This window comes from Burkholderia sp. HMSC10F09, assembly GCF_001806955.1.
Classification (GTDB): Bacteria; Pseudomonadota; Gammaproteobacteria; order Burkholderiales; family Burkholderiaceae; genus Burkholderia; species Burkholderia multivorans.
Map to the genome: position 1 here is coordinate 1 of NZ_KV786671.1, position 21919 is coordinate 21919.

The 21919-nt window shown below is 68.3% G+C and carries 20 protein-coding genes; 15 read left to right on the plus strand and 5 right to left on the minus strand.

Annotation, left to right across the window (positions count from 1 at the left end; translation table 11 throughout):
• From hemF to HMPREF3115_RS11555, 10 genes are all read left to right on the plus strand, one after another.
• Positions 1-709: oxygen-dependent coproporphyrinogen oxidase (gene hemF, locus HMPREF3115_RS11510; protein ID WP_070554467.1), on the plus strand; the 709-nt coding region annotated here is incomplete at its 5' end.
• A gap of 9 nt (positions 710-718) precedes the next feature.
• Positions 719-1459 (plus strand): nicotinate-nucleotide adenylyltransferase, encoded by a 741-nt coding sequence (locus HMPREF3115_RS11515; protein WP_100085606.1) that lies wholly within the window; start codon positions 719-721, stop codon positions 1457-1459.
• A gap of 4 nt (positions 1460-1463) precedes the next feature.
• Complete coding sequence (gene rsfS / locus HMPREF3115_RS11520; RefSeq protein ID WP_006398740.1) at positions 1464-1913, plus strand: ribosome silencing factor; 450 nt, start codon at positions 1464-1466, stop codon at positions 1911-1913.
• 9 nt (positions 1914-1922) lie between these two features.
• A complete protein-coding gene (rlmH, locus tag HMPREF3115_RS11525; RefSeq protein WP_006415290.1) occupies positions 1923-2393 on the plus strand; it encodes a 23S rRNA (pseudouridine(1915)-N(3))-methyltransferase RlmH in 471 nt (156 codons plus the stop codon).
• Positions 2394-2444: 51 nt separating this feature from the next.
• Entirely contained in the window at positions 2445-3077 is a 633-nt protein-coding gene (locus HMPREF3115_RS11530) for a Maf family protein (RefSeq protein ID WP_006398738.1), read from the plus strand.
• Between the two features lie 8 nt (positions 3078-3085).
• Positions 3086-4558, plus strand: coding sequence for a ribonuclease G (rng, locus tag HMPREF3115_RS11535; RefSeq protein ID WP_006398737.1), 1473 nt, complete (start codon positions 3086-3088; stop codon positions 4556-4558).
• Between the two features lie 92 nt (positions 4559-4650).
• A complete protein-coding gene (locus tag HMPREF3115_RS11540; RefSeq protein ID WP_006405604.1) occupies positions 4651-4986 on the plus strand; it encodes a YggL 50S ribosome-binding family protein in 336 nt (111 codons plus the stop codon).
• A 328-nt stretch (positions 4987-5314) separates the two neighbouring features.
• Positions 5315-6277 (plus strand): PRC-barrel domain-containing protein, encoded by a 963-nt coding sequence (locus HMPREF3115_RS11545; RefSeq protein WP_006409054.1) that lies wholly within the window; start codon positions 5315-5317, stop codon positions 6275-6277.
• Positions 6274-7536 carry an MFS transporter gene (locus HMPREF3115_RS11550; RefSeq protein WP_006405606.1) on the plus strand — a complete coding sequence of 421 codons (1263 nt, stop codon included), beginning with the start codon at positions 6274-6276 and terminating at the stop codon, positions 7534-7536. Before HMPREF3115_RS11545 ends, HMPREF3115_RS11550 begins: the two co-directional genes overlap by 4 nt.
• Before the next feature lie 40 nt (positions 7537-7576).
• Positions 7577-8146 (plus strand): FUSC family protein, encoded by a 570-nt coding sequence (locus HMPREF3115_RS11555; RefSeq protein WP_053296997.1) that lies wholly within the window; start codon positions 7577-7579, stop codon positions 8144-8146.
• Between the two features lie 44 nt (positions 8147-8190).
• On the opposite strand, the gene HMPREF3115_RS11560 is transcribed toward HMPREF3115_RS11555, so the two are convergent.
• Together HMPREF3115_RS11560 and msbA are read right to left on the minus strand one after the other, a co-directional pair.
• Positions 8191-8592, minus strand: coding sequence for an RcnB family protein (locus HMPREF3115_RS11560; RefSeq protein ID WP_070554469.1), 402 nt, complete (start codon positions 8590-8592; stop codon positions 8191-8193).
• Between the two features lie 89 nt (positions 8593-8681).
• Positions 8682-10433 (minus strand): lipid A export permease/ATP-binding protein MsbA, encoded by a 1752-nt coding sequence (gene msbA / locus HMPREF3115_RS11565; protein ID WP_035945889.1) that lies wholly within the window; start codon positions 10431-10433, stop codon positions 8682-8684.
• 224 nt (positions 10434-10657) lie between these two features.
• On the opposite strand from msbA, the gene HMPREF3115_RS11570 reads away from it, so the two are divergent.
• The 3 genes from HMPREF3115_RS11570 (at position 10658) to HMPREF3115_RS11580 (ending at position 13751) form a co-directional block, all read left to right on the plus strand.
• Positions 10658-11410 carry a glycosyltransferase family 2 protein gene (locus tag HMPREF3115_RS11570; RefSeq protein ID WP_035488749.1) on the plus strand — a complete coding sequence of 251 codons (753 nt, stop codon included), beginning with the start codon at positions 10658-10660 and terminating at the stop codon, positions 11408-11410.
• A gap of 114 nt (positions 11411-11524) precedes the next feature.
• The gene (locus HMPREF3115_RS11575) at positions 11525-12367 is read left to right on the plus strand and encodes a glycosyltransferase family 2 protein (RefSeq protein ID WP_006405610.1); all 843 of its coding nucleotides are present in this window, start codon (positions 11525-11527) and stop codon (positions 12365-12367) included.
• A gap of 103 nt (positions 12368-12470) precedes the next feature.
• Positions 12471-13751, plus strand: a complete 1281-nt coding sequence (locus HMPREF3115_RS11580; RefSeq protein ID WP_070554471.1) for an O-antigen ligase family protein — start codon at positions 12471-12473, stop codon at positions 13749-13751.
• Between the two features lie 104 nt (positions 13752-13855).
• On the opposite strand, the gene HMPREF3115_RS11585 is transcribed toward HMPREF3115_RS11580, so the two are convergent.
• Positions 13856-15034, minus strand: coding sequence for a glycosyltransferase family 9 protein (locus HMPREF3115_RS11585; RefSeq protein WP_070554473.1), 1179 nt, complete (start codon positions 15032-15034; stop codon positions 13856-13858).
• A 172-nt stretch (positions 15035-15206) separates the two neighbouring features.
• A complete protein-coding gene (dnaE, locus tag HMPREF3115_RS11590) occupies positions 15207-18746 on the minus strand; it encodes a DNA polymerase III subunit alpha (protein WP_006405613.1) in 3540 nt (1179 codons plus the stop codon).
• Between the two features lie 228 nt (positions 18747-18974).
• Between dnaE and HMPREF3115_RS11595 the strand changes: the two genes are divergently transcribed.
• Positions 18975-19832: a sulfurtransferase gene (locus HMPREF3115_RS11595; protein ID WP_006398724.1), complete on the plus strand. Its 858-nt coding sequence runs from the start codon at positions 18975-18977 to the stop codon at positions 19830-19832.
• A gap of 22 nt (positions 19833-19854) precedes the next feature.
• Complete coding sequence (gene gluQRS / locus HMPREF3115_RS11600; RefSeq protein WP_060182481.1) at positions 19855-20751, plus strand: tRNA glutamyl-Q(34) synthetase GluQRS; 897 nt, start codon at positions 19855-19857, stop codon at positions 20749-20751.
• 204 nt (positions 20752-20955) lie between these two features.
• Here gluQRS and HMPREF3115_RS32375 read toward each other — a convergent pair.
• A partial coding sequence (locus HMPREF3115_RS32375) for a DEAD/DEAH box helicase (protein ID WP_256276129.1) occupies positions 20956-21919 on the minus strand: 964 nt, incomplete at its 5' end.

The window sequence follows — 21919 nt, forward strand, 5'->3', positions numbered from 1 at the left end:
GGCGGGCGACGCGCTGCCGCCGTCCGCGAGCGCCGCGCGGCCGCAGCTCGCGGGGCGCGGGTTCGAGGCGCTCGGCGTGTCGCTGGTGCTGCATCCGCGCAATCCGTACTGCCCGACCGTGCACATGAACGTGCGGATGCTGATCGCGACGAAGCCCGGCGAAGCGCCGATCTTCTGGTTCGGCGGCGGCATGGATCTGACACCGGTTTACGGCTTCGAGGACGACGCGCGGCACTTCCATCGCACCTGCAAGGACGCGCTCGATCCGTTCGGCGCCGAGCTGTATCCGCGCTTCAAGAAGTGGTGCGACGAGTATTTCTTCCTCAAGCACCGCAACGAGATGCGCGGCGTCGGCGGGATCTTCTTCGACGATTTCTCCGAGCCCGGCTTCGAACGTTCGTTTGAAATGATGCAGAGCGTCGGCGACGCCTTCCTGCCCGCGTATCTGCCGATCGTCGAGCGCCGCGCGGCGCTGCCGTACGGCGAGCGCGAGCGCGATTTCCAGGCGTACCGCCGCGGCCGCTACGTCGAATTCAACCTCGTGTTCGACCGCGGCACGCTATTCGGCCTGCAAAGCGGCGGCCGGACCGAGTCGATCCTGATGTCGATGCCGCCCGTCGCGAACTGGCGCTACAACTGGCAGCCCGAGCCCGGCTCGCCGGAAGCGCGCCTGTACAGCGACTTCATCGTGCCGCGCGACTGGGTCTGAGCCCGTCGCCTGCCGCCCCTACGAGAGGACGCGTTTCTGAACACCACCGCCCGCCCCGCCCCGCAGCCGCGCCCGCTATCGCGTCGCATCGGCCTGCTGGGCGGCACGTTCGACCCGATTCACGACGGCCATCTCGCGCTCGCGCGGCGCTTCGCCGACGTGCTCGGCCTCACCGAGCTCGTGCTGCTGCCCGCCGGGCAGCCGTACCAGAAGCGCGACGTGTCGGCCGCCGAGCACCGGCTCGCGATGACGCGCGCCGCGGCCGGCTCGCTTGTGCTGCCCGGCGTGCGCGTCGAGGTCGCGACCGACGAGATCGAGCACGACGGCCCGACCTACACGGTCGAGACGCTCGCGCGCTGGCGCGAACGGATCGGTCCCGACGCGTCGCTGTCGCTGCTGATCGGTGCGGATCAGCTCGTGCGCCTCGACACGTGGCGCGACTGGCGCAAGCTGTTCGACTACGCGCACGTGTGCGCGGCGACGCGGCCCGGTTTCGACCTCGGCACCGCATCGCCGGCCGTCGCGCGCGAGATCGCCGCGCGTAAAGCCGGCGCCGACGTGCTGAAGGCCACGCCGAGCGGCCATCTGCTGATCGACACGACGCTCGCGTTCGACATCGCCGCAACCGACATCCGCGCGCATCTGCGCGCATGCATCGCGCGGCACGCGCACATGCCCGACGCGCCGGCCGAACATGTGCCGGCCGCCGTATGGGCCTATATTCTTCAACATCGTCTCTACCATTCCTGACTCCATGGATATCCGCAAACTGCAGCGCGTGATCGTCGACGCCCTCGAAGACGTCAAGGCGCAAGACATCAAGGTGTTCAACACCAGCCACCTGACCGAGCTGTTCGACCGCGTGGTCGTCGCATCGGGCACGTCGAACCGCCAGACCAAGGCGCTCGCGTCGAACGTGCGCGAGAAGGTCAAGGAAGCCGGCGGCGACGTCGTCAGCTCCGAGGGCGAAGACACCGGCGAATGGGTGCTGGTCGACTGCGGCGACGCCGTCGTGCACATCCTGCAACCGGCACTGCGCCAGTACTACAACCTCGAGGAAATCTGGGGCGACAAGCCGGTGCGGATGAAGCTCGGCGGCGGCAAGGGCCCGAACGGCGCGACGGCCGCCGACGACGAGGACGAAGACGAAGCCGGCGACGCACCCGCCCGTCCCGCACGCAAGGCCCCCGCGCGCCGTCGCTAAGCGTCGCCGATGAAGCTCTTCATCCTCGCGGTCGGCCACAAGATGCCCGGCTGGATCGCGTCCGGCTTCGACGAATACGCGAAACGGATGCCGCCCGAGTTGCGCATCGAACTGCGCGAGATCAAGCCCGAATTACGATCCGGCGGCCGCAGCGCGGAAAGCGTCATGGCGGCCGAGCGGCAGAAGATCGACGCCGCGCTGCCGAAGGGAGCGCGCATCGTCGCGCTCGACGAGCGCGGCCGCGACTGGACCACGATGCAGCTCGCGCAGGCGCTGCCCGGCTGGCAGCAGGACGGCCGTGACGTCGCGTTCGTGATCGGCGGCGCCGACGGTCTCGATCCGGAACTGAAAGCGCGCGCCGACCTGCTGCTGCGCATCTCGAGCATGACGCTGCCGCACGGGATGGTGCGCGTGCTGCTCGCCGAACAGCTTTACCGGGCGTGGAGCATCACGCAGAATCACCCTTATCACCGCGCATGACGCGTCGTCCTCGCGACGCGCGGCCCGCGCGCTCAACGAGATAACGACACCATGCCGTCCAGCCTGTCCCCCGCCCTTTTCCCGACCCTTTACCTCGCTTCGCAAAGCCCACGCCGCCAGGAACTGCTGCAGCAGATCGGCGTGCGTTTCGAACTGCTGCTGCCGCGCGCCGACGAAGACGCCGAGGCGCTCGAAGCCGAGCTGCCCGGCGAAGCCGCCGACACATACGTGCGGCGCGTGACCGTCGCGAAAGCCGAGGCCGCACGTGCGCGGCTCGTCGCGAGCGGCAAGCCGGCCGCGCCGGTACTGGTCGCCGACACGACGGTGACGATCGACGGCGCGATTCTCGGCAAGCCGGCCGACGCCGACGATGCGCTCGCGATGCTGACGCGTCTCGCGGGCCGCGCGCACGAGGTGCTGACCGCCGTCGCGGTGATCGGCGCGGACGGCGCGCTGCTGCCGCCCGCGCTGTCGCGCTCGTCGGTGCGCTTCGCGGCCGCGCCGCGCGATGCGCTGATGCGCTACGTGGATACCGGGGAACCGTTCGGCAAGGCCGGCGCATACGCGATCCAGGGGCGCGCGGCCGAGTTCGTGGAGCGAATCGACGGCTCCCATTCGGGTATCATGGGTCTGCCCCTTTTTGAGACAGCCGCGCTGCTGCGCGCCGCGCGCGTCGCCTTCTGAACCGCACCATGAACGAAGAAATCCTGATCAACCTCACGCCGCAGGAAACGCGCGTCGCACTCGTGCAGCAAGGCGCGGTGCAGGAGCTTCACGTCGAGCGCACGCTGTCGCGCGGACGCGTCGGCAACATCTATCTCGGCAAGGTCGTGCGCGTGCTGCCCGGCATGCAGTCGGCGTTCATCGACATCGGCCTCGAACGCGCGGCGTTCCTGCACGTCGCCGACATCTGGCAGCCGCGCATCGCCGGCGAGCCGCCGTCGGGCGCGGCCCACCACCAGCCGATCGAGAAAACCGTGTTCGAGGGCCAGACGCTGATGGTCCAGGTGATCAAGGATCCGATCGGCACGAAGGGCGCACGGCTGTCGACGCAGGTCAGCATCGCGGGCCGCACGCTCGTCTATCTGCCGCAGGAGCCGCACATCGGCATCTCGCAGAAGATCGAGAGCGAGGCCGAGCGCGAAGCCGTGCGCGCGCGCCTGACGGCCGTGATTCCGCCGGACGAGAAAGGCGGCTATATCGTGCGCACGATCGCCGAAGACGCGACGTCCGAAGAACTGGCGGCCGACGTCGCCTATCTGCGCAAGACCTGGGCGACGATCGTCGCGCAGGCGCAGCGGCTGCCGGCGACGAGCCTGCTCTATCAGGATCTCGATCTCGCGCAGCGCGTGCTGCGCGATTTCGCGAACGACGACACGACGCGCATCCAGGTCGATTCGCGCGAAACGTATCAGCGCCTCGCGGAATTCGCGGCCGAGTTCACGCCGGCCGTGAGCCCGAAGCTGCACCACTACACCGGCGAGCGGCCGCTGTTCGACCTCTACAACATCGAAACGGAGATCCAGCGTGCGCTGTCGCGTCGCGTCGATCTGAAATCGGGCGGCTATCTGATGATCGACCAGACCGAGGCGATGACGACGATCGACGTGAACACCGGCGGCTACGTCGGCGCGCGCAACTTCGACGACACGATCTTCAAGACCAACCTCGAGGCCGCGCACACGATCGCGCGGCAGCTGCGGCTGCGCAATCTCGGCGGGATCATCATCATCGACTTCATCGACATGGAGAACGCCGAGCATCGCGACGCGGTGCTGTCCGAGCTGAAGAAGGCGCTGTCGCGCGACCGCACGCGCGTGACGGTCAACGGCTTCTCGCAGCTCGGGCTCGTCGAGATGACGCGCAAGCGCACGCGCGAATCGCTCGCGCACGTGCTGTGCGAGCCGTGTCCGACGTGCCAGGGCAAGGGCCAGGTGAAGACGTCGCGTACCGTCTGCTACGACATCCTGCGCGAGATCCTGCGCGAATCGCGCCAGTTCAATCCGCGCGAATTCCGCGTGATCGCCGCGCAGCAGGTGATCGACCTGTTTCTCGACGAGGAGTCGCAGCATCTCGCGATGCTGATCGACTTCATCGGCAAGCCGGTGTCGCTGCAGGTCGAATCGAACCTGAGCCAGGAGCAGTACGATATCGTGCTGATGTAGCAGCCGCGCGCAATCCGTGCGCGCAAGCGCCGCGGCGCCGCATCGTGCGGCGCGCGGCGCATTCCGTTCCCCACTCTCATTCATCCCGCATCATGAGCCAACGCCACAACCGCCGTCAGCGCAAGAAACTCCACATCGGCGAATTCCAGGAACTCGCGTTCAACGCGACCGCGCAATATCGCGGCGAGCTGAGCGACCTCGAGCGCGGTCAGCTGATCGATGCGTTCATCGATTTCGTCGAAGCGAACGGGCTGCTGACCGTCGCGTCCGCCGACGACGGCATCGGCGCGTACGTGATTTCCGGCGCGCCGCGCGGCACGACCACCGAGGCGGACCGCGAAGCGGTACGCGCATGGCTCGCCGCGCGCCCCGAGCTGACCGACGTCGAAGTCAGCGAATTCACCGACGCCTGGTATCCGCTCGCGTAAACGCCTCGCGCGTGCGCGCGTCTGCACGCGTCGTCGTCCGCACGCGCGGCTGACGGCGACGCCCCGTCTTCGCCTCCTCTCCCCCGCCCGTCGCGCGCAGAACCGCTGCACGACGCGGCCCGCCGCCCGTTTCGCGACCCTTCGCGCGGCCTCCGGCCGCGCGGCGATCGGGGCACCTCTGCGGCGAACCGCCGCCGTGTCGCAACCGAAATCGGTCCTGAAAGGAAGACACGTTAAACTCTCACCTCGCGTGGTGCGCCGCCCGCACCCGCCATCCATCGCCAGCCGCGTGCCTCCGGGCCCGCCCCGACCCTTGGAGTGAGTGTCAATGAGCGGCGGACTTCCGTTTCCCGCATCCCGCATGTCGTTGCCGTCGTCGACGGTCTTCCTGATTCTCGCCGCCGCCGCGCTGCTGTCCGGCTGCGGGCTGCTGCCGGTCCAGAACCCGCCCGCGCCGATCAGCGAGGCGCTGGTCGAGCCTGTCGAGGAAACCGCCGGCGAGCCGCTGACGATGCCGCCCGTGCCCGCGCCGACGCGCCCGGAAGAACCGGAAGCGCCGAAGAAACAGCACCACGAGGTCGCGCGCCCGAAACCCGTGCAGCGCACCGAATCGCCGACACCGCCGCCGCCTCCGCCCCCGCCGATCGTCGCGACGCGCCCGCTCGATCGCACCCAGATCCATGCGCTGCTCGACAGCGAAGTCGCGCGACGCAACGGCAAGGTAATCGGCCGCGCGGTCGACATGGTGGTCGACGCGGGCGGCAAGCCGCGCGAGATGGTCGTCAACCTGCAGGGCTTCATGGGCGTGGGCGACCGCAAGGTCATCTTCCCGTGGAACGTGTTCCGCTTCACGCCGGGCGGCAAACAGGAGCCGATCGTGCTCGATGTGCCGTCGGGCGACCTGCCGCCGGCCGCGCGGCCGAAGCCCGTGCCGCTGTCGGGTTCGGCAGCCGCCTCGCCGACGACGCGGCTGCCGATGCTCGACAGCGACGTCGAGCGCCCGAACGGCACGAAGATCGGCCGCGTCGTCGACGTGCTGATCGACCGCGCCGCCCAGCCGCAGGCCGTCGTGCTCGACCTCGGCGGCCTCGTCAATACCGACCGCCGTTCGATTGCCGCGAGCTGGGGCGCGCTGCGCTTCGTCACGCGCGACAAGGCGCTGCATCCGCAGCTCGACCTGAACGACGCACAGATCAAGGCCGCGCCGCCCTACGCGGCCGACAAGCCGATCGTCGCGGTCTACCCGCCCGTTGCACCGGCACCGGCTTCGTCTGCGAGTACTGCCCGATGACGATCAAGCATTCCGTCAGCGTCCGCAGTCTGCGCGCTCTCGACTGGCTCAACTTCTTCGTGGCAAACGTTCAAACCGGGTTCGGTCCGTTCATCGCGTCGTACCTCGCGTCGCACAAGTGGACGCAGGGCGAGATCGGGATGGTGCTGTCGATCGGCACGATCAGCGCGATGGTGAGCCAGGTGCCGGGCGGCGCCGCCGTCGACGCGCTCAAGAACAAGAAAGGCGCGGCCGCCTGGGCGATCGCGGCGATCATCCTGTCCGCCGTGCTGCTCGCGTCGAGCCCGACGATCGTGCCGGTGATCGCGGCCGAGGTGTTCCACGGCTTCGCGAGCTGCATGCTCGTGCCGGCGATGGCCGCGATCTCGTTCTCGCTCGTCGGTCGCGCCGATCTCGGCGACCGGCTCGGCCGCAACGCGCGCTGGGCCTCGATCGGCAGCGCGGTCGCCGCCGGCCTGATGGGGCTCACCGGCGAATATTTCTCCGCGCGCGCGGTGTTCTGGCTGACCGCGGTGCTCGCCTTGCCCGCGCTGTTCGCGCTCGCGATGATCCAGCCGACGCACGAGGTGATCCCGCAATCGTCGTCGAAACGCGATGCGAGCGATGAAAGCGAAGAGCGCGAAACGCTGCTCGAACTGCTGCGCGACCGCCGGATGCTGATCTTCGCGGCGTGCGTCGTGCTGTTCCACCTGTCGAACGCGGCGATGCTGAACCTCGCGGCAGGCGAAGTGACGGCCGGGATGGGCGAAAACGTGCAGCTCGTGATCGCGGCATGCATCATCGTGCCGCAGGCAATCGTCGCGATGCTCTCGCCGTGGGTCGGCCGTTCCGCACAGCGCTGGGGCCGCCGGCCGATCCTGCTGCTCGGCTTCTCGGCACTGCCCGTGCGTGCGCTGCTGTTCGCCGGCGTCAGCAGCCCTTACCTGCTCGTGCCGGTGCAGATGCTCGACGGCATCAGCGCGGCCGTGTTCGGCGTGATGCTGCCGCTCATCGCGGCCGACGTCGCGGGCGGCAAGGGGCGCTACAACCTCTGCATCGGCCTGTTCGGGCTCGCGGCCGGGATCGGCGCGACGCTCAGCACCGCGGCGGCCGGCTACGTCGCCGATCATTTCGGCAATGCGGTCAGCTTCTTCGGGCTCGCGGGCGCGGGCGCGCTCGCCGTGCTGCTGGTATGGCTCGGGATGCCGGAGACACGCGTCGAGAACGGCGATTCGCCGGCCGACGAACCAGCGGCCGCATCGCCGGAACAGGCGCACTGAACGCGGCACACGCCGTCCTCCGTTTCTTGACCGACGCACGATGGATACGATCCGGACACTCAACGAAGCACGCCAGCAGATCCAGCAGTCGATCTTCGATCTGTTCAAGGGCCTGACGTTCGGCGAGCGGCTCGCGCAAGGCGGCCTGATGGCGTTCCAGGCCGTGTGCGGCGCCTGCGTCGCGTATGCGATCGGCCGCGCGCTGCACACCGAGCAGGCCGTGTGGGCCGCGATCACCGCGATCGCCGTGACGCAGCACAATTACTCGGACACGATGTCGCTGTCGCGCGACCAGTTCATCGGCGCGATGGTCGGCGGCGTGCTCGGCTTCGCGGGCGCGGCGCTGGGCGGCGACCGGATGCTCGCCTATGCGCTGACGGTCGCGGTCGTGATCGTCTGCTGCTGGTGTCTGAATGTCGGCAGCGCGGCACGGCTCGGCGGCGTCACCGCGACGATCGTACTGCTGTTTCCGGGCAACGGCCCGCTCTGGGACATTCCGCTGATGCGGCTCGGTGAAGTCGCGCTCGGCACGCTGTGCGCGCTCGGCGTGTGCTGGGTGATGTCGCGCGTCGAACGGCGCTGGTTCCGGCGCGCGGCGGCCGGAAAGTGACGCGGCTGCCGCGCGCACGCGGCAGCCGCATGGGAATCGCGCCGTTACGGGCCGACGCGCAGCACGAGGCCCGAGCCGATCTGCACGAGCAGATAGTCGCCGCCGATGCCGACCCACTGATAACCGCGCGGCGGCGGGCTCAGATGATAGCCGCGCCAGTCGTCGACCACGTACTGGCGCTCGCGGAACTCGGGCGGCAGCCGGTCGCCCTTGTGCCAGTCGCGGCGCGGCTGGTCGGCCCAGCGCGGCGGCACGTCGTGGTCGTGGTCGCGGTCGTCGCCGCGACGCTTGGCCTGGCCCGGCGGTACGTGCTTCGGACCATGGCCGCGCTGCATGCCGGGGCCGCCGTGATTGTCGTGGTTGCCGTGATCCTGCGCGAAGGCTCCCTGTGCGGCGAACCCGGCCGCGATCAGCGCAGCGAGCGCCATCCGGTGCGTCTTCTTCATTGTCGTTCCCTCCGTGTTGTCACGTCGAATCGGAAACAGCGGGACTGCGCGGGGAAGACTAGCATATCGGCGGGACAAGCCTGCGCACGTCACGCCGCCTGCTGCTGATACTGGATCCGATGAAGGTGCGCATAGAGACCGCCGTGGCGCAGCAGCTCGTCGTGGCTGCCCGATTCGACGATCTTGCCGGCTTCGAGCACGAGAATGCGGTCCGCACGCTCGATCGTCGAGAGTCGATGCGCGATCACGAGCGTCGTGCGGCCTTCCATCAGCCGCTCGAGCGCCGCCTGCACGTGGCGCTCCGATTCGGAGTCGAGCGCGGACGTCGCTTCGTCGAGGATCAGGATCGGCGCATCCTTGTAGATCGCGCGCGCGATCGCCAGCCGCTGGCGCTGGCCGCCCGACAGCCGCATCCCGTTGCCGCCGACCACCGTATCGAGCCCGTCCGGCATCGCGGCGACCGCGTCGGCGAGATTCGCGGCCTCGAGTGCCGCCTGCACGCGCGCGCGGTCGGGCGTTTGCCCGTACGCGACGTTGGCTGCGATCGTGTCGTTGAACAGCACGACGTCCTGGCTCACCATCGCCATCTGGCCGCGCAGCGCATGGAGGTCGAACTCGGCGATCGGCACGCCGTCGAGCAGAATCGCGCCGCCGGTCGGATCGAAGAAACGCGGCAGCAGGTTCACGAGCGTCGTCTTGCCGCTGCCGGACGGCCCGGCAAGCGCGATCATCTCGCCCGGCGCGACGTTGAACGAGATGCGGTCGAGCGTCGGCCGCTCGGTCGCGCCGTAATCGAACGACACGTCGCGGAACTCGATTTCGCCGCGTGCGCGCGCGAGCGGCCGGCCGCCGCCCTGCGGTTCGGCAGGCTCGTCGATCAGCCCGAAGATCAGTTCGGCGGCGGTCATCCCGCGCTGCAGCGGCTGATTCACGTCGATCAGGTGCTTCAGCGGCGAAATCACGAGCAGCATCGACGTGACGAACGCGACGAAGCCGCCGACCGTCGTCTGATCGTTCGACGACTGCACGACCGCGATCGTGATCACGACGGCGAGCGCGATCGACGCGAGGAACTGCGTGAGAGGCTGCGCGAGCCCGCCCGAGATCGTCATCCGCATCGCGTAGCCGCGCAGCCGCTTGCTCATCGCCGTGAAACGGTCGATCTCGTACGATTCGCCGTTGTGCACCTTGACCACCTTGTAGCCGCCGACCGTCTCTTCGACGATGTACGACAGCTCGTTCGTGAGCGTCTGGTGCTCGCGGTTCAGGCGGCGCAAACGCCGGTTGATCTTGCTGACCAGCCAGCCGATGCCCGGCAGGATCACCGCGACGATCAGCGTCAGCCGCCAGTTCAGGTAGAACAGATAGCCGAGCAGGAACACGACCGTCAGCGAATCGCGCACGAGCGTGACCATCACGCCGGTCAGCACCGACAGGATCTGGTTGACCTCGAACACGATCGCATTGATCACCGTGCTCGCCGTTTCGCGCTGGAAGAACGACGCGCCGGTATGGATCATGCGCTGGAACATCTCGAGACGCAGCTGCAGCAGGATGCGGTTCGAGACGTAGTTGAGCAGGTAATTCGACGCGTACTGCGATACGCCGCGGATGAGCGCGAGGCCGATCACCGCGATCGGCACGTACCATTTCGCGCGGTCGCTGCCGTGCGAACCGAAGCCGTGGTCGAGGAGCGGCTTGAGCAGCGCCGGAATGCCGGCTTCGGTCCCCGCCACGATCCCCATCGTGACGATGGCGAGCAGCACGATGCCGACGAGCGGCCGGATATACGGCCACAGGCGCTTGAAGACCGTGACCGGCGACGTGCCCGTGCCGTTCATCGGTTTGCGAAGTGTGTTCTGGGTTTCCAAGGCGATCCTTCTTGAGCCGCGGCGCGGCGCGCGGCGCGCGCCCGCCCGGGATCCTGCCCGTCGGGCCGGCGCCGAAAATGGCCCAACATTATAGCCGCACCGCCCCGTCGCGCCCCGCGGTCGACGCCGCGGGCACGATGCGGGCCGGCGGGTATACTGCCGCTCACGTTTTCTTCGCCTTTCCGACGATTTTCATGGCTGAACCCACCCTCGGCGTCGCTCTCATCGCCCTCAATGCGTCCGCGCGGCTCGCGCAGTGCCTCGATGCGCTGACCTTCGCGGACGACATCGTCGTCATCGACGGCGGCAGCACCGACGACACGGTCGCGATCGCCCAGGCGCACGGTGCACGCGTGATCGTCGAGCGCGACTGGCCGGGCTTCGGCCCGCAGAAGAACCGCGCGCTCGACGCGCTCGATACCGACTGGATCCTGTCGCTCGACACCGACGAAGTGGTCAGCCCCGAACTTGCGCAGTCGATCCGCGACGCGATCCGCACGCCGGCCGCCGACGTCTATGCGCTCGACCGGCTGTCGAGCTTCTGCGGACGCTGGATCCACCACAGCGGCTGGTATCCGGACTGGGTGCCGCGCCTGTTCCGGCGCGGGACCGCGCGCTTCTCCGACGATCTCGTGCACGAACGCCTCGTGTTCGACACGCCGGCACAGCGGCTGTCCGGCAAGCTGATGCACTACTCCTACGAGGACTTCGAAACGGTCGTGCGCAAGCTCGACGCCTATTCGACGGCCGGCGCCCGCCAGCGCCGCGCGGCCGGACAGCGCGGCGGCTTCGGCAAGGCGCTCGCGCGCGGCGCCTGGGCGTTCGTCCGCACTTACGTGCTGCGGCGCGGGTTTCTCGACGGCCGCGCGGGCTTCATGATCGCCGTCTTCAACGCCGAAACCGTCTATTACCGCTTCCTGAAACTCGGCCACCCGCCGGCCCGCTGATCGGCCGCCGCCGGCCGCAGCGTTACAATGCCGGGCTGCCCCGCGCGGCCGCGCCCTGCGGGCCGCCGCGCAATCGCCGTCCGTCCGACACGACGACCACCGAATCCGACCGCCATGTTCTCCATCATCATCCCGACCTGGAACAACCTGCCGTACCTCAAGCTCGTCGTCGACAGCCTGCGCCGCCATTCTGCCTACGAGCATCAGATCATCGTGCACGTGAACGACGGCTCGGACGGCTCGCTCGACTGGGTGCGCAGCGAGCGTCTCGAGCATACGGCGTCGCCCGGCAACATCGGCATCTGCCACGCGGTGAATCTCGCAGCCGCGCGCGCGACGCGCGACTACGTCGTCTACATGAACGACGACATGTTCTGCTGTCCCGGCTGGGATGCCGCGCTGGCACGGCGCATCGCGCAGATGCCGACCGATCTGTTCATGCTGTCGGGCACGATGGTCGAGCCGGTCGATACGCGCAATCCGTGCGTCGTCGTCGCGGACTTCGGCCGCGATACCGAACACTTCGACGCGGCTGCGCTCGTCGCCGCCGCACCGCGGCTCGCGCGCGCGGACTGGCTCGGCTCCACGTGGCCGCCGACGCTCGTGCACCGCGACTGGTGGAACCGGATCGGCGGCTACAGCAGCGAACTGTCGCCCGGGATGAGCAGCGACAACGACTTCTCGATGAAATTCTGGGACGCCGGCTGCCGGATCTTCCTCGGCGTCGGCGACAGTCTCGTCTATCACTTCCAGCAGAAGAGCACCGGCAAGATCGTCAAGAACGACGGACGCCGCCAGTTCCTGAACAAATGGGGCATGACGCAGGCGACGTTCGACCGCTACTACCTGCATCGCGGCGAACCGGCCGGCACGCGCCTCGCGCTCGACACGCCGGCCGTCGAAGGGCGCCTCAAGCGCGCCCTCCTGCGCTCGCGGATCAAACGGGCGTTCAGCTGATCCGCGCCAGGCGACTGGACGGGACGGGGGAACCGCTTCGCGTATACTGCGCGCTTCGGGTCACCGCGCTCGACGCTGCCTTCGCCCCAATCGACAGGTTCCGATGCTTTCGTTCTCCACCCCCGCCTCGCGGCGCCTGACCGCGGCCCGCGCCTTCGCCGTCATCGCACTGTGCATGGTGCCCGTGTCGACCGCGCTGACCAACGTGTTCTGCGCGCTGTTCGCCGTCGCGCTGATCGTCTCGCCCGAGTTCTGGCGCAACCTGCGCACGCTCGTCACCGAACCCGCGTCGCTCGCCGCACTGCTGATCCTGGCCGCGCTCGCGTTGAGCGTCGCGTACACGGTCGCGCCGCACGACAAGGCGTGGAACTGGGTCGCGAAATACGACAAGCTGCTGCTGTTGCCGTTCGCGATGCTCGCGTTTCGTCATTCGGGCTGGGCCCCGATCGTGCGGCGCTGCTGGTTCGGCACGCTGTGCGTGATCCTGCTGCTGTCGACGACGAATTATCTCGGCTTGACGGCGATCGGCCCGGCCCATGCGTTTTCGCTGCCGGTGTCGCGCGCGTGGGTATTCAAGAACCATATCGCGGCCGGCATGTTCGGCGCGCTGCTGTTCTACCAGGCAGCCGATCTTGCGCTGGCCGCGCGCACCGCGCTGTCGCGTACGGCTTATGCGGCCGTCGCCGCGTGGGCGCTCGTCAACGTGTTCGTGATGCTGCAGGGGCGCACCGGTCAGATCGTCGCGCTGCTGCTGATGCTCGTCGTCGCCGTGCGTTTCGTCCTGCTGCTGCGCCGGCAGTCGGCGTTGCGCGCGGGGTTGGCCGCCGGTGCGCTGTTGCTCGCGGCTGCGGCCCTCGTGGTTGCGGCCTCCACGATCCACGGCGGCCGCCTCGCGCAGATCGTGTCCGAAGTTCAGCAGTATCGGCAAAGCGATGCGGTGACGTCGGCCGGCCTGCGCCTCGAGTGGTACAAGAAGGGACTGCAGCTGTATCTGGCGCGCCCGACCATCGGCTATGGCGCCGGCGGCCTCGAGTTCGAATTCCAGAAGCTCGCGGCCGGCAAGACGGCCGCCGAAGGGCAGCTGACATCGAACCCGCACAACGAATACATGCTGATGGCCGTGCAGCTCGGCACGGTCGGCGTGCTGCTGCTCGTGAACCTGATCGTGCAGATCGCGCGCGGCAGCGCCGCGTTCGACCCGCGCTCGCGTCATTTGCTGCTCGGCTGGCTGGTGATCTTCACGATCGGCAGTCTCGCCAATTCGCTGCTGCTCGATTTCGCCGAAGGGCATCTGACGATGCTGCTCGCCGGCATTCTGCTGGGCTGTCGCGAGCGCAAGGAAGCGCCGCCGCGCGAGACGTCGGCGATTCGGCACAGCGCGTAATTCGGGCACACGCGCGTTCCATCGCGCGAGATGGCTCGCGCCGCCGCGTGACTCGAGCGGCGCTCGCGCGTTCGTGAATCGTGAAAGGAGCGCGGCGGCGCAGATCAGGCGCGGCCCGCGCGATGCAGCCGCGACGTATCGACGACCGCTTCGGTCGGGTCCGGGCGCGCGAGGCCGAGCATCTCCGCGGCCGCCCTCTTCACGCGCTGCGCGTCGAGATTCTCCAGACAGTCGCTACGGCTGTCGACGTGGCGGTCGCAGCCCTCATGCCGACACGGCACGCAATCGCCGTCGCCCTGCAGCAGCCACACGTTACCGTGCCGCCCCGAGCCGCGCAGCGGCCACGGGTTCTCGGTGGCCGGCCAGTACTGCGGCCAGGGCCCCCAGCGCACCGGGTCGGACGGTCCGAACAGCGCGATCGTAGCGGTGCCGGTCGCGGCCGCGACGTGCGTGGCGCCCGTGTCGGGCCCGATGAAGAGCCGTGCGCGTCGCACGAGTTCGGCGCTTTCCCCGAACGTCAGCCGCCCGACGAGATTCAGCACGTCGCCGCCCGCTTCGGCGGCGACCTGCTCGGCATACTCGCGCTCGCGATCGGCGGGACCGCCCGACAACGCGACCGCGAAACCGCGAGCGCGCAGCCAGCCGATCATCTCGACCCAGCCGTCGAGCCGCCATTGTTTGTAGCGGAACATCGGATACGGATGCAGTACGACGAGCGGCTTGCCTGCGCGCACGGCCGGCGATTCGGCGAGCCATGCGTCGAAACGCGCGCGACGCTCGGGATCGTCGCCGATACCCGGCGCCACGACCTCGGACACCGGATCGATGCCGATCACGGGCGCGAGCGCGAGCGTGCTGACGACCGTATGCGCGGACTGGTGATGATTGATCGCGATGCCGTTCAGCATCAGGCGCGTGAGCCACGTGAGGCGCTCGGGATCGACGAGCCCGACGCGCTTGCGGCCCGCGAACCAGCTGTAAAAGCGCGGCCGATCGGAGCTCAGCGCCGCGCACGCGAGATCGTAGCGGCGCCACATCGACAACGCGTCGCGCAGCCGCTCGCGAAACCCGGCCCGCTGCGCGACGACGATCACGCGCCGGACGTCGGGATTGTGCTCGAGCACGCCTTCGGTCCCGCGAAACACCAGCATGTCGATCTGCGCGTCCGGCCAGCGGGCCTTCAGCGAACGCACGAGCGGCGTCGTCAGCAGCACGTCGCCGATCCGGCGCGGCGCGGCGACGAGAATGGTTCTGGGCTGTCGGGCGGAGGAAAACAGGGCCACGTCAATCGGTCCGTCAGGCTGGCTAAACAAGGCTGGCAATGTACAGGATTTTGCGGCAGCCGGCGTGTTTACCGGTCGTGCGGCGCAAGCGGCAGCCCATACAAACACGGCCCGTCGTACCGCACGCTGCGATACGCGGGCCACACCTCGCGACGATCGTCAGGAATCGCGGTCAGTACGCGATCTCGACGGCGCCACCGCCGAACGTCGCGCGCAGTTCCGCGAGCAGCGCATCGCTCGGCTTCACGCGCCACGCATCGCCGAGCCGCATCTCGCCCTGCGCGCGCGCGTTGCTGTAGTGGATCTGCACCGCAAGCCCGTTCGGCAGCGGCGCCGCCTGGCGACGCCCGCCTTCTCGATCACGTCCGCCGCGCGACGGCGCAGGCGCGTCGATCGCGTTCGCGGCCGCCGGGTCGTGCTTCGACACATGCGGCTCCAGCACGCGGCGCAGCGCGGCCGCGTCGGCATTGCCGTTCATCGTCAGCCGCACGGCCTGCGCATAGCGGCTGCGCGCGCGTTCGAGATCCATCACCGTATCGGCCGTGAAGCGAATCCCGCCGGTGAACGCGTCGTTGCGCGCCTGCCCCTGCACGATCAGCAGTTCGTCTTCCTTGAACAGCGCCTTGTTCGCTTCGAACTGCTCGTTGAAGATCGTGATTTCGCACTGGCCCGTGCCATCGTCGAGCAGCGCGATCAGCATCTTGCCGCGCTGAGTCATCTGCGTACGGAGCGACGCGATGATCCCGGCGACGAGCTTGTCGCGCCCCTCCTTCAGATCGCCGATCTTCTGCCGCACGAAGCGGCGCACCTCGTCGCGATACGCGTCGAACAGGTGGCCGGACAGATAGAAGCCGAGCGCGCCCTTTTCTTCCTGCAGCCGGCGCTTGTCGTCCCATGCGGGCTCGTCGACGAGCGCGTGCGCATGCGGCGATTCGGCGCCCATGTCGAACAGCCCGGCCTGCAGCGCGTTCGCCTCGGCCTGTTCGGCGGCTTCCATCGCGAGCGGCACCGACGCGAGCAGCTGCGCGCGATTCGCATTCAGCGAATCGAACGCACCCGCGCGGATCAGCGCCTCGACCGTGCGACGGTTCACGATCCGGCGATCGATGCGCTCGCAGAAATCGAACAGGTCGGTAAACGGCTTTTCTTCGCGCGCACGCAGGATCTCCTCGATCGCGTTCTGGCCGCTGCCCTTCACCGCGCCGAGACCGTAGCGGATCGTGCGCGAACGCTTGCCGTCGGGCTCCGCGACGGGCTCGAACCGGTAGTGCGACTGGTTGATGTCGGGCGGCAGCACGACGAGGTTGTTCATGATGCAGTCGTCGAACAGGATCTTCACCTTGTCGGTGTCGTCCATCGCGAGCGTCATGTTGGCCGCCATGAATTCGGCCGGATGGTGCGCCTTCAGCCACGCGGTGTAATACGCGAGCAGCGCGTACGCGGCCGCGTGCGACTTGTTGAAGCCGTAGCCCGCGAACTTCTCCATCAGGTCGAAGATCTCGTCGGACTTCTCGCGCGACAGCCCGTTCTTCGCCGCACCTTCGGCGAAGATCTCGCGGTGCTTGACCATCTCCTCGGGCTTCTTCTTGCCCATCGCACGACGCAGCAAGTCCGCGCCGCCGAGCGAGTAGCCGCCGATGATCTGCGCCATCTGCATCACCTGCTCCTGATAGACCATGATCCCGTAGGTCTCTTTCAGGACGGGTTCGACGCGCGGATCCGGATAGTCGACCTTCTCGCGCCCGTGCTTGCGCGCGCAGAAGCTCGGAATCAGATCCATCGGGCCCGGACGGTACAACGACACGAGCGCGATGATGTCCTCGAAGCGGTCGGGCTGCGCATCCTTCAGCATCCCCTGCATGCCGCGGCTTTCCAGCTGGAACACGGCAACCGTGTTCGCCTTCTTGAGGATCTGGAACGAAGCGGGATCGTCGAGCGGCACCTGCGACAGCGACCAGTCGGCCTTCGACGGGTCGAGACGGCGGATGTAGCGCTCGGCCCAGTCGAGAATCGTCAGCGTGGTGAGGCCCAGAAAGTCGAACTTCACGAGGCCGACGGCTTCGACGTCGTCCTTGTCGTACTGGCTCACGACGCCGCCGTCGTCGCCCTGCGTGTAGAGCGGACAGAAATCGGTCAGCTTGCCGGGCGCGATCAGCACGCCGCCGGCGTGCATCCCGACGTTGCGCGTCAGGCCCTCGACGCGCTGCGCGAGGTCGAGCAGCTGGTGCACCTCGTCCTCGTTGTCGTAGCGCTCCTGCAACTGCGGCTCTTCCTTCATCGCGTCGGCAATCGTCACGTGCTTGCCGGGCTTGAACGGAATCAGCTTCGCGACGCCGTCGGTGAACATGTAGCCGAGGTCGAGCACGCGGCCGATGTCGCGCACGGCCGCCTTCGCGGCCATCGTGCCGAACGTGGCAATCTGCGACACGGCGTCCGCGCCGTACTTGTCCTTCACGTACTGGATCACGCGATCGCGGCCGTGCTGGCAGAAGTCGATGTCGAAGTCGGGCATCGACACGCGCTCGGGGTTCAGGAAGCGCTCGAACAGCAGGTTGTAGCGCAGCGGATCGAGATCGGTAATGCCGAGCGCGTAGGCCACCAGCGAACCGGCGCCCGAACCGCGGCCGGGGCCGACCGGCACGCCGTTGTTCTTCGCCCAGTTGATGAAGTCCGCAACGATCAGGAAGTAGCCGGGAAAGCCCATCTTCGTGATGGTCCCGCACTCGAATTCGAGCCGCTTGTAATACGTGTCGCGCTGCGCGTCGCGTTCGGCCTCATCCGGATACAGCTGCACGAGACGCTTTTCGAGCCCCTCCTTCGACAGCTGGATCAGGTAGTCGTCGAGCGACATGCCGTCCGGCGTCGGGAACAGCGGCAGCTTCGGCTTGCCGAGCTCGAGCGTCAGGTTGCAGCGCTTCGCGATTTCGACCGTGTTCGCGATCGCGGACGGCAGATCGGCGAACAGCGCGACCATTTCGTCCTGCGTGCGGAAATACTGCTCGGTCGTGAAACGCTTCTGGCGGCGCGGGTTCGCGAGGATGTCGCCTTCCGAAATGCACACGCGCGCCTCGTGCGCGGTGAAATCGTCGTCGGTCATGAACTGCGTCGGATGCGTCGCGACGACCGGCAGCTTCAGCGACGCGGCGAGCGTCGCGGCCTGCTGGATGTACGCCTCCGCGCCCGGCTGCCCGTAGCGCTGCAGCTCGATATAGAAGCCGCCGGGGAACACCTTCGCCCAGCGCTGCGCATGGCGGCGCGCGGCTTCCTCGTTGCCGGCCGCGAGCGCAAGGCCGATGTCGCCCTGCTGCGCGCCCGACAGCGCGAGCAGCCCTTCGGACAGCTCGCCCTCGAGCCAGCTCGCGTCGAGCTCCGCGCGCCCGCGGTACTGGTTCGTGAGCCACGCCTTCGACAGCAGCTCGCACAGATTCAGGTAGCCGCGCTTGTTCTTCACGAGCAGCAGCAGGCGCGACGGTTTGTCGCGATCGTCCGGATTCGTGATCCAGACGTCGCAGCCGGCAATCGGCTTCACGCCCTTGCTGCGGGCTTCCTTGTAAAAACGGACGAGACCGAATGCGTTGCCCAGATCGGTCAGCGCGAGCGCGCCCTGACCGTCGGCGGCCGCCGCCTTGACGATGTCGTCGAGACGCACGATGCCGTCGGCAATCGAGAATTCGGAGTGAACGCGGAGATGGACGAAGCGAGGATCTGACATGGGCGCTATTGTAGCCGCGTCGCCGCGCAGGCTGCCCAAAAAATCCCCGTACCGGCCGTTCGGCCGATGCCGGCGGCGCGCCGTCGCGGCCTGGCCGTTCGGCCGGGTGTCGGCGACGACGCGGTTTGCGGGATAATACGGGTTTTCGAATCTCCGCCCGGCTTCGCACCCTTTTTTGCGGGCCGCCGTGCGCTCGCACGGCCGCGGCCGTTTTACCGTCCGAACACCATGACCATCGTCAACCTCGCCGCCTATCATTTCGTGTCGCTCGACGCGAACGAGCAATGGCGTCCGCTCGTCACCGCGCGCTGCAACGAACTCGGCCTGCGCGGCACGATCCTGCTCGCCCCGGAGGGCATCAATCTGTTCGTCGCCGGCACGCGCGAAGCGACCGACGCGTTCATCGACTACATCCGCCACGATCCGCTGTTCGAAGGGAAGTTCGCGACGCTGCAGTTCAAGGAAAGCCTGTCCGACTCGCAGCCGTTCCGCCGGATGCTCGTGCGCCTGAAGCGCGAAATCATCACGATGAAGAAGCCCGCGATCAAGCCGGAGCTCGGCCGCGCGCCGTCGGTCGACGCGCGCACGCTGAAGACGTGGCTCGATCGCGGTCACGACGACAACGGCCGGCCGGTCGTGATGCTCGACACGCGCAACGCGTTCGAAGTCGACGTCGGCACGTTCGACGGCGCGCTCGACTACCGGATCGGCAAGTTCAGCGAGTTTCCCGACGTGATCGACGCGCATCGCGCCGACCTCGAAGGCAAGACGGTCGTGTCGTTCTGCACCGGCGGCATCCGTTGCGAGAAGGCCGCGATCCACATGAAGGAAATCGGCATCGACAACGTGTATCAGCTCGAAGGCGGCATCCTGAAGTACTTCGAGGAAGTCGGCGGCGCGCACTATCACGGCGACTGCTTCGTGTTCGACTATCGCACCGCGCTGACGCCGGAACTGCAGCCGGCCGGCGACGTCACCTGTTTCGCGTGCCGCGCCGTCGTCACGCCCGAGGCGCAGCAGTCGCCGAGCTACGTGCCCGGCAAGTCGTGCCCGGCCTGCGCGCATACGGCCGACGCGGCGGCGTAAGCGCGCGCCACGCGCACTGCCGATGAACGGCTATCGCGGCCGCTTCGCGCCGTCGCCCACCGGTCCGCTGCATTTCGGCTCGCTCGTCGGCGCGCTCGCGAGCTGGCTCGATGCGCGCGCACACGGCGGCGCGTGGCTCGTGCGGATCGAGGACATCGACGGGCCGCGCACGGTCCCCGGCGCGGCCGACGACATCCTCGCGACGCTCGCGCATTTCGGGATGACGCCGGACGAGCCGCCCGTGTGGCAGAGCACGCGCGAAGCCGCGTATGCGGCCGCGCTCGAGCGGCTCGTCGCCGCCGGCCTCGTCTATCCGTGCGGCTGCACGCGCAAGGAAATCGCCGATTCGCTGCGCGCCGCGCACGAGCGCCACACGACGCTCGCGTATCCCGGTACGTGCCGCACGGGCCTGCACGGCAAGCCGGCGCGCGCCTGGCGCCTGCGCGTGCCGGACGGCGATGCCGCGATCGTCGCGTTCGACGATCGCTGGCAACGTGCGCAATCGCAGAATCTCGCGACCGAAGTCGGCGATTTCGTGCTGAAGCGCGCGGACGGGCAATGGGCGTATCAGCTGGCAGTCGTCGTCGACGACGCCGATGCCGGCATCACGCACGTCGTGCGCGGCGCCGACCTGCTCGATTCGACGGCCCGGCAGATCTATCTGCAGCGCTGTCTCGGCGTGCCGACACCCGCGTACCTGCATGTTCCGGTCGTCGTCGACGCGAACGGCGAAAAGCTCAGCAAGCAAACGGGCGCTGCGGCGCTCGAACGCGACGATCCGCTGCCGGCGCTGCAGGCGGCTGCCGCACATCTTGGACTCAGCACGCCCGACCGCCCGCTGCCCGGTACGACGCTCGATGCGTTCTACGCAGCAGCGACCGACGCATGGGCGCGCCGCTTCGGGCCGCACGCGCAATAACGGCCGCCACGCCGAGCGAGCGCCCGGCGCGCTTGCGACGCGCAAGCCTATACGCCACGCGGCACGGCATCGCACCGCCGCGCGTGCCGCTCCAGCCCCGAATGCCCAACAAAAACGGGCGCATGCCAAGTCGCATGCGCCCGCCGGGGTTCCGTTCCACACGCTGCGCCGATCCGCGACCGGCGCACCGCTTCAGCGCGTGCTTCAGCTCGTCGGCTTGCGCGGCATGCCGAACCCGCCGAGCAACGCGGCAACCTGACGCTTCGGCGTCTTCTTCTCGGGCTGCGCCGGCTTCGCGTCTTCGGCCTGCTTGGCCGGCGCCGACGGCTCGTACGGCTTGAGGAAGAAATCGTCGACCGGCGGCTCGTGGCGGCGATGATGCCCACGCTCCGCACCGGGCGACCGGCGGCCCGACGCGCCGCGATGCTCGTCGCGATCGCGCCGCCCGCCGCGCTCGCCGCCGCGTTCACCGCCGCGCTCTTCATGACGATGGCGCGCCGGCTTGTCGAGCACGAGCGTCTGCATCTCGAGCGGACGCTTGATCAGTTTCTCGATATCGGCGAGCTGCTTGCGCTCGTTCGGGCTGCACAGCGACAGCGCGTCGCCGGTCGCGCCCGCACGGCCCGTGCGGCCGATCCGGTGCACGTAGTCTTCCGCGTTGAACGGCAGATCGAAGTTGATCACGGCCGGCAGTTCCGCGATGTCGAGACCGCGCGCGGCCACGTCGGTCGCGACGAGCGCCTCGATCTCGCCGCGCTTGAACGCGTCGAGCGCCTGCATCCGCTCGAGCTGCGACTTGTCGCCGTGGATCGCCGATGCGACCACGCCGTCGCGTTCGAGCTGACGCGCGAGGCGGCTCGCGCCGATCTTGCTGTTGCAGAATACGATCACCTGCTTGAGGCCGCGATCGCGCAGCAGTTGCACGACCGCCGCCTGCTTGTCGCCTTCGGCGACGTCGTAGACGATCTGCGTGACGTTCGCGTTCGTCGAGTTGCTGCGCGCGACTTCGATTGTCTGCGGGTTGCGCAGGTACGTCGACGCAAGCTTCTTGATTTCGGGCGAGAACGTCGCCGAGAACAGCAGCGTCTGACGCTCCTTCGGCAGCAGGTTCAGAATGCGCTGCAGGTCGGGCAGAAAGCCCATGTCGAGCATCCGGTCCGCTTCATCG